This window comes from Nonomuraea sp. NPDC049784, assembly GCF_040659615.1.
Classification (GTDB): Bacteria; Actinomycetota; Actinomycetes; order Streptosporangiales; family Streptosporangiaceae; genus Nonomuraea.
Genome location: NZ_JBFAMX010000467.1, coordinates 1 through 8,227, shown reverse-complemented (window position 1 = coordinate 8,227; position 8,227 = coordinate 1). Strand labels below are relative to the sequence as shown.

The 8,227-nt window shown below is 70.7% G+C and carries 6 protein-coding genes and 1 pseudogene; 3 read left to right on the top strand and 4 right to left on the bottom strand.

Annotated features, from left to right (window positions below; all coding sequences use genetic code 11):
• The 3 genes from AB0J09_RS48110 to AB0J09_RS48100 form a co-directional block, all read right to left on the bottom strand.
• A partial coding sequence (locus tag AB0J09_RS48110) for an ATP-binding cassette domain-containing protein (protein WP_360707228.1) occupies nucleotides 1-750 on the bottom strand: 750 nt, incomplete at its 3' end.
• The gene (locus tag AB0J09_RS48105) at nucleotides 747-2,348 is read right to left on the bottom strand and encodes an AAA family ATPase (RefSeq protein WP_360707226.1); all 1,602 of its coding nucleotides are present in this window, start codon (nucleotides 2,346-2,348) and stop codon (nucleotides 747-749) included. The genes AB0J09_RS48105 and AB0J09_RS48110, both read right to left, overlap by 4 nt.
• Before the next feature lie 53 nt (nucleotides 2,349-2,401).
• Entirely contained in the window at nucleotides 2,402-3,013 is a 612-nt protein-coding gene (locus AB0J09_RS48100; RefSeq protein ID WP_360707223.1) for a response regulator transcription factor, read from the bottom strand.
• A gap of 468 nt (nucleotides 3,014-3,481) precedes the next feature.
• Between AB0J09_RS48100 and AB0J09_RS48095 the strand changes: the two genes are divergently transcribed.
• On the top strand, nucleotides 3,482-6,034 hold the full coding sequence (locus AB0J09_RS48095; protein ID WP_360707221.1) for an AfsR/SARP family transcriptional regulator: 2,553 nt from the start codon (nucleotides 3,482-3,484) through the stop codon (nucleotides 6,032-6,034).
• A gap of 159 nt (nucleotides 6,035-6,193) precedes the next feature.
• Here the strand turns inward: AB0J09_RS48095 and AB0J09_RS48090 are convergent, their stop codons facing one another.
• A complete protein-coding gene (locus AB0J09_RS48090) occupies nucleotides 6,194-7,096 on the bottom strand; it encodes an ATP-binding cassette domain-containing protein (RefSeq protein WP_360707218.1) in 903 nt (300 codons plus the stop codon).
• Nucleotides 7,097-7,383: 287 nt separating this feature from the next.
• Here AB0J09_RS48090 and AB0J09_RS48085 point away from each other — a divergent pair, with 287 nt between their 5' ends.
• Nucleotides 7,384-7,767, top strand: coding sequence for a VOC family protein (locus AB0J09_RS48085; protein ID WP_360707215.1), 384 nt, complete (start codon nucleotides 7,384-7,386; stop codon nucleotides 7,765-7,767).
• Nucleotides 7,768-7,916: 149 nt separating this feature from the next.
• Nucleotides 7,917-8,227, top strand: a pseudogene (locus tag AB0J09_RS48080) (hypothetical protein); the annotation flags it as partial.

The window sequence follows — 8,227 nt, the reverse complement described above, 5'->3', positions numbered from 1 at the left end:
GGGACGGTCGTGATAGCCCCTGGCCACGCCGGCGCCGCCGATGAACAGCTCCCCGGGGACGCCGGCCGGGTGCGGGGGCACGCCCATGACGAACGTCGAGCCGAGGAGCTGGACCAGCCTGGACGGCGTGCCCTCGGCCAGGACACGGCCGGCGCGAAGCAGGATCACCCGGTCGGCCAGGCGCTCGGCCTGGGCCAGGTCGTCGAGCACGACGCAGACCCCGCCGTAACCGGCGCGCAGCTCGTCGATGGCCTGCTCGATGCGGCGCCTGCTGCCGTCCCGGAGCCCGGCCGTCGGGTCGTCGAGCAGGACCAGTTCGGGGTTGCCCGCCAGAGCCAGGCCGATCATGGCCCGCCTGCGCTGGCCGTCGGTGAGGCGGCCGAAGCGCTTGGACAGCAGCGGCTCCAGGTCGAGGAGGTCGATGAAGCGCCCCGGCAGGCCGCGCGTGCCGTACAGACGGGAGAACAGCCGCAAGGCCTCGGAGACCTTCATCCGGCCCGGGAGGGTCTCGCCGCGCGGGGCGGCGGCCAGCCCCGGCGGCCGGCGGTCTCCGGGGCCGACGGTCACGCCGAGCATCTCGATGTGGCCCGCGTCCGGCTCGTCCGCGCCGACCAGGCAGTCCATCAGCGTGGCGCCGCCGTTGCCCGGCGGGCCCACCACGCAGACGACCTCGCCGCGCTCGACGGTGAACGAGACCTCCTCCAGGACCGGCGACCTCGACAGGTCGGTGACGCTGAGCAGGGAGGTCATGAGTGCCCTCCCGGGCCGAAGCGATCGGCGATCGTGGCGCCCACCTCCAGGTACGTGTCCCGGGTGGCGGTGCGCAGCAGGTCGAGGTCGACCTCCGAGCCCTGCTCCAGGTGCGGGTCGAACGGCACGCCGATGACCGCCCGGCAGCGCTTGGTGAAGTGGTCCTTCAGCTCGGCGACGTTGACGGCGTTCCTGCGCGGGTTCTTCACCGCGGACAGCACCACCACCGCGCTCGAGGCCAGGGCCTGGTGGCCGTGGGCCTGCAGCCAGTCGAGGGTGGCCGAGGCGGACCTGGCGCCGTCCACCGTGACCGGGCTGACCAGGACGATCTGGTCGGACATATCCAGGATCGCGCTCATCGCCGAGTGGAGCATGCCGGTGCCGCAGTCGGTGATGGCGATCGAGTAGAACTGCTCCAGGATCTGCGCGACCGCGCGGTAGTCGTCGGCGTTGAACGCCTCCGAGATGGCCGGATCCCGGTCGGAGGCCAGCACCTCCAGCCGCGAGGGCGCCTGGGAGGTGTATGAACGCACGTCGGCGTAGCGCCAGATCCCCGCGCGGTCGTTGAGCAGATGCCGTACGGTGGCCGGCGACTCCACTCTGAGCTTCTCCGACAGCGTGCCCCGGTCCGGGTTGGCGTCGACCGCGATGACCCGGTCACCCCGTTGGTGGGCGAGGGTGGCTCCCAGGCCGATGGTCGTGGTGGTCTTGCCCACGCCGCCCTTGAGGCTCATCACCGCGACCCTGAAGTGGCCCGCGGAGACGGGCTGCCTGACGCGTTCGATCAGCTCCTGGCGGTGGCGTTCCGCCTTGGAGTCCTTGGGACGGATCATGCCTCCCGACAGCTGGAAGACGGCCTTGCGCCAGCCCCCGGCGGGCGGGCGACGGCGGGTGCGCAGCAGCCGGTCCGGCCGCAGGCTCTCCGAGGACGTGCTGACCAGCGGGATGTCGCCCCGTGCGGGAGGCTTGGGCTCGGCGTGCTGGGACGGCGGGAAGACCGGCGCCTCGGGGGCGGCCGTCGCCTCGGGTACCGGCGGGACATTCGGGGCGCCCTGCGGGGCTGGCGGGACATTCGGGGCGCCCTGGGGGACCGGCGGAACCTCAGGGGCGGCCCACGCTCCGGGAAGCGGTGGCGCCTCGGGGGCGGCCCACGTCCCGGGTGCCGGCGGGATCTCGGGGGCGGCCGGTGCCTCGGAGGAGTCGGGGGCGGCCAGCCCCGGGGGCGGGTCCCAGGCCGGCAGCTCGAACGGGGGCGGCGCGGGGAAGGAGTTCAGCGCTCCGAGTGACGCCAGGGAATCGATGGGACCGGGCGGCGGTCCCACGGTGGGGGGACTTTTCTGCCCGGGATCCTCGGCGGAATTGTTCGCGGCGAAATGCCCGAGCCGCCGGCTGGGATTGTCCCTCGAGTCCTGCTGCCACCACAGGGGCGGCTCCGGAGCAGGTGGATGCGGCTGATCCGGCCCTTTGGACAGTTTCGGCGGCGGAAAACGCATCGTACGCGTGCGATCCGGATCCAGGTCGACTTGTTCCCCGTTCACTTCCACCGTGACCTCGTCGTTGGTTTTGCGCTGGGGCCGTTCATCGCGCTCGCCGTGCATGATCCATCCGTCCGCATCTGTGCGACTTATCTGCGTATGTTCGTCGAATTGCGTCACAGCCAGCCCTGCCGCCGTGCGGTGTGGACGGCTTCGTGATGGCCCTCCGCGTTGAGTTTGCTCATCGCGCTGGAGACGAGCCCGCGTGCGATCGTCTCGGACACGTGGAGCTCAATGGCGATTTTCGTGATCGTGGCCCCGCCGCCTGCCAGGCGCAGCGCGTCGCGCTCGCGATCGGTGAGCGGGCTGTCCCCGGTCGTCATCGAGGCGACGGCGAGCTCGGTGTCGAGATACCGGCCGCCGGCGGCCACCTTGCGGATCGCCGCGGCCAGCTCGTCGGTGGGAGCGTCCTTGCCGAGGAACCCCCCGACCCCCGCGGCCATCGCCCGGCGAAGGTATCCCGGCCTGCCGAAGCTGGTCAGGACGACGATCGCGCAGTGGCCGCCGATCCGCACCGCGGCGGCCAGGCCGTCGCCGCCGGGTGGCTCGGCGTCGATGACGGCCACGTCGGGCCGTTGCCGCCGGACCGCGTCGGCGATGTCGTCCCCATGGCCCACCTCGGCGATGACCTGGATGCCCTCCTCCAGGCTGAGCAGGGCGGCAAGTACCCGCCGGGTCTGCTGCTCGTCGATGGCGAGGAGAACTCGGATCGGCGACTCTGTGGACATACCAGGAGTCTCGCCCTGGGCCGTTTTGGCCGGTAGGCGCCTATGTCATTGGGGCGATGTGACATCTATCATGCAGGGAAAGCGACAGGCGCCCATTTAACGCTCAATGCAGGAAAAATACCCCTGAGATGTCGCCAAGTTGTCCGACTTTATGGCGAACCGAAAGTCAGCTGCAAGTCGGGATCGTCACACTTGTGACAGCCAAGGTGAGTGTGCCCACGCATGATGACAGAGCTGTCCATGTGGGAGATGATCGGGGAGCGACAGAGGGGGCATCTGCTGTTGATGCACTTTGGAATCCTGGGGCAACCGACAATATGGCAACAAGGAAACGAGATCAGACTGGCCACCCGTCGGTCGCGTGCGGTGCTGGCCCATCTGTTGCTGAGCACAACCCGCTCGGCATCGGTTGACAGCCTTATTGACGCGATATATGGCGACACCCCTACAAAGAGCGCCAGAAACCAGGTGCACCGTGGCGTCGGCGAGCTCAGGCGCAGCGGCGTCACGATCGACGTGCACGACAACGTCTACAGGCTTGAGGCGGCCGAGGACAGCATCGACGCCTTCATTTTCATGCGCATGTACGACCAGGCCTGCCTGCTGGCCGACAAGCGTGACCACGCCCAGGCCGCCAAGACCCTGGACGCCGCGCTCAAGCTGTGGCGAGGATCGGCGCTTTCCGGCCTCGACAGCGAGACGTTCGTCGCGGAGGCGGCCGTATGGAACGAGCGGCGGCTGGCCGCCATCGAGGCGCGTATTGACGCGGATCTGGCGCTGGGACGGCACCGCGAGGTGATCGCCGAGATCCAGCACCTGGCCGACCAGCACCCCTTGAAGGAACGCTTCTGCGCCCAGCTCATGATCGCCCTTTACCGTTCCCAGCGGGGCAGCGAGGCGTTGCAGGCGTTCACCGACTTGGAGGAGCGGCTGCGGGAGGAGCTCGGCACGGATCCCAGCCCCACGCTGCGCGACCTGAGGCTCCAGATCCTCCGTCAGGACTCCGCGCTGGAGCTGACGCACCTGGTCGTGGACGTACCCAGGCAGCTGCCTGCCCGTCCGGGCGTGCTGGCCGGGCGGGACGGCGTACTGCGCGAGATCGTCGAGGGGCTGACCGAGCAGGCGACCTCACCCCTGGTGGTGGTCACCGGCTCGGGCGGGGTCGGCAAGACCGCGGCGAGCCTGGAGGCGGCGCACCGCGTGGCCGGCCGTTTCCCGGACGGGCAGCTGTTCGCCGACGACCTCGGCGACCCCGGCAAGGTGCTGGCGGGATTCCTGACCGCGCTCGGGGTGGCGGCCGAGGAGATCCCCGAGGGCGCCGGGGCGCGTGCCGCCCTTCTGCGCAGCGTGCTGGCCGTCCGGCATGTGCTGATCGTGCTGGACGGCGTGACCGACCCCGGGCAGGTGTGGCCGTTCCTGCCCGGCCACGCCGGGTGCGCCGTGCTCGTGACCAGCAGCTCGCCGCTCGCTCTGCCACGTGACGCCGTCACGGTGGACGTCTCGCCGCTGGACGCCCCGGCGGCCAGGACCCTGCTGGCCGCCGGGGCCGGCCGGCAGCGGATGCAGGCCGAGCCCGCGGCGGCCAACCGGATCGTGCAGCTGTGCGCCGGGCTGCCGGTGGCCCTCGACATCGTGGCGGCCAAGCTGGCCGCCCGGCCGCACCTGAGCCTGCAGCGCCTGGCCGAGCGCCTCTCCGACCCGGCGCGGATCCTCGGCGAGCTCACGCACGGTGGCAAGAGCATCACTCCGACGCTGCTGGGCGGATACCAGGCGCTGCCCGCCGAGCCGCGCTCGCTCATCCGCAGGATCGGTTACCTGGGCATCTCCCAGGTCACCGCCGCGATCGCCGCCGCGCTCGCCGACGTTCCCGTGGACACCGCCGAGGAGTTGCTGGAGGAGCTGGCCGAGAGTCACTTCGTCACCGCCCTGCCGGACGGCGTGCGCTACCACTGCCACGAGCTGCTGCTCGGGTTCGGCGGCGCCCGCGCCCGCGTGGAGGACGACGAGCAGGAGCTGACCGCGGCCGTGGGCCGTGTCTTCGGCGGCTGGCTGGCACTGACCGACGCCGCCCACGCCTCGATGCGGGGCAAGGACAACTCCATTCCGCGCGGCACGGCGCCCCGCTACCGGCCCGCCGGCGTACGGGCGCGGACCGGCGAGGGCTCGGCCTGGTTCGAGGCGAACATCGACATCAACCTCGCCCTCGTACGCCGCGCCGCGGCCTTCCCCGAGACCTGCTGGGAGCTGGCCATCGCACCGCTGGCGCTCTTCGAGGCCGGCGCCCGCTTCGACGTCTGGCTGGAGTCGCACCAGATCGCCCTGACCAGCGTCACGAACGCGGGCAACCTGCGCGGCCAGGCCGTACTGACGTACTCCCTGGGCTACCGCGCGCTGCTGGTGGGCGACCACACCGGCGCGGCCTACCACCTGGAGGAGGCGCTGGCGATCTTCCAGCGCCTGGGCGACGACCACGGCCGAGGGCTGACCCTGCGCCTGCTCGGCGACCTTGACCGCATCAACCAGACCCCGGCCACCGCGCGGGAGGTCTACCAGGAGGCCGCGGCGGCGTTACATCGCAGCGGGGACGTGATCGCCGAGGCCGACGCCCTGGTCGGGCTGGCGACGGTCCTGCACAGCACCGGTGAGGAGGCCGCTTCACAGGACTGCCTGGACCGCGCGCTCAGCCTGTGCCGCGACACGGGCAGCCTGCGCAGCGAGGCCCGCATCCGCCGCGCGGTGGCCATGCACGCGGCCAAGGCGGGGACGCCGGAGAAGGCCTACCCGAAGCTGATCGAGGCGCTGGAGATCGCCATCCACATCGGCGACCGGGTGGTGCAGTCCGACATCCTGCTCGACCTCGGGACGACGCGGATCCTGCTGGGCGACCCCAAGGCCGCCTACGACGACCTGGCTACCGCCGAGGAGATCGCCCGGGTCTCGGGTATGAAGCGCACCGCGTCCAGGGCCAAGCTGGCCCGCGCCTTCATCAACGGCAACGGCCTGGCCACCCGGGGGACCTGAGAGCGGCGGCTTCGGGGGACGCGTGACGGGGACGGCTTCGGGGGGCCGCCCGGACACGTGACGGGGACGGCGTGGGGCGGACGTGTGATGACGGCCGGCTTCGGGGGTTGGCAGTGGCCACAAGGGAGTGGCCCGAAAACGATTACGCCAGGCCGGGGTCTAGCAGGCCTCGCCCCTGATGTCGGCCGTGTCGGCGGTGGCCGTGGTGAAGGCCGTGCGCAGGCTGCGTTCCACGGTGACGCCGAACAGCGCGATGCCCGCGTCGCGGGCGAGTTCGCCCAGCTGGGTGGAGGTCAGGCCGCTGATCAGGATGCGCTGGCCGTTGGTTTCGAGGATCTGGCCGCCCGCCCGGCTCACGGCGGCGCCGAGTGCCTGCGGCTGATCGGACAGGACGCTGATGGCCTGAGGCTGGAAACGGTCGATGAAGGCCCCCGCCGAGCCGCTGCCCACGACCTTGCTCTGCGCGATCACCACCAGGTCGTCCACCAGGTCTTCCAGCTCGGCCAGCAGGTGGCTGGCGATGAACACGGTGCGCCCGTCGTCGCGTAAGCCGCGCAGGACGTTCTTGATCCAGGCGATGCCCGCGGGGTCGAGGCCGTTCATGGGCTCGTCCAGGATCAGGATCTCCGGATCGCCGGCCAGTGCGATGGCCAGCGCGAGGCGCTGCAGCATGCCGCGGGAGAACGCGCCCGTGCGCTGGCCGGCCATCTCGGCGAGGCCGACCCGGTCGAGTAACTCCTCGGCGTCCGCTCCGGCACCGGCCAGCCGGGCGGCCCAGCGCACGCTGTCGATGGCTCGGCGGCGGGGATGGGTGCAGTGGCCGTCCAGCACCGCGCCGACCTTACGGCTGGGAACCGGCCACTCGTGGAGGGGCCTGCCGTCGATGTGCGCCGAGCCGGAGGTGGGGTGGACAAGTTCGAGGAAAAGGCGGAGCGTGGTCGTTTTACCTGCCCCATTGGGCCCCAGAAAGCCGGTGATCGCGCCCGCCCGCACCGCGAAGCTGACATTGCTCACCGCGACGAGTGAGCCGAATCGTTTGGTGAGGTTCTCTGCCCGCAGCATCGGCCTCATAGTCAGCGCGCCCCATTCCGCTGCCAGCCGAGGGTTGGGGGCGCCATATGGAAATTGCCCGCAATTCCCCGAGCCGGCGCAATCGCGTTGATCACAGTCAGGGGCCACATGTAAACACCCGGTCAACAAGGTGTCAATACTGCCGCGCCGAGACCGGGTCCAGCAGGCGTCTAACATGTTCGATGTACGGCTGGCGCTCGGCTCCTGCATCGTCCTGCGCCAGCCGTACTTCACAGGGCTGTGGTGAAACCGGCCGGCCGCGGTGACAGCATGTGATCATGGCGCGCATCCACGACATCGTCATCGACTGCCGGCATCCCGCCTCGCTGGCCCGCTTCTGGGCGCAGGCGCTGGAGGGCTACCAGGTCGCTCCCTACGACGAGGCCGAGCTGGAGCGCCTGCGGAGCAACGGCATCGACGATCCCGAGGACGACCCGACCGTCCTGGTGGAGGCCGGGCCCGGTGTCAGGCCGCGCTTCTTCTTCACGCTCGTGCCCGAGCGCAAGGTGGTGAAGAACCGCATGCATCTCGATCTGACGGCCGACGACCCCGAGGCCGAGGTACGCAGGCTGGTCGGGCTGGGCGCGCGGGTGCTGGCCGAGCACGACGCCTGGGTGACGATGGCTGATCCCGAGGGCAACGAGTTCTGCGTCATGCGCTGACGCCGTCGCCGCCCCCGCTTGGCGATCCCGCCCCGCCGTGAGAGGCGGCTCGGGACGGCCCCGCTCGTCCAGCCGGGGCGTGACGGTGAGTCCAGGCGCCTGAGCGGTCGGTGAAGTACTAGGGATCTCCCGTCTCTTGACATCCGCAGATGCGGAGTTTCGTGTTCTACCCGGAGATGAGCCGCATTCCCGGTGGGGTCACCCCGCTGATCTACGATCGCTCGTACCGCATCGACGCCCACGTGAGGCTGCGTGAGGGCGACGAGGGCGTGCTGATCTCGCAGGGCGACGTGAACGGCGGCCACGTCATGTACGTCGCCGGCGGCCGGCTCCACTACGAGTACAACCATCAGGGCACCAGATATCGCGTGCACGGCGACGCCGCCCTGCCGCCGGGCGATCACGTCCTGTCGGTGATCTTCACCAGGACCGGCCCCGGCCAGGGCGTCGCCGCGCTGGC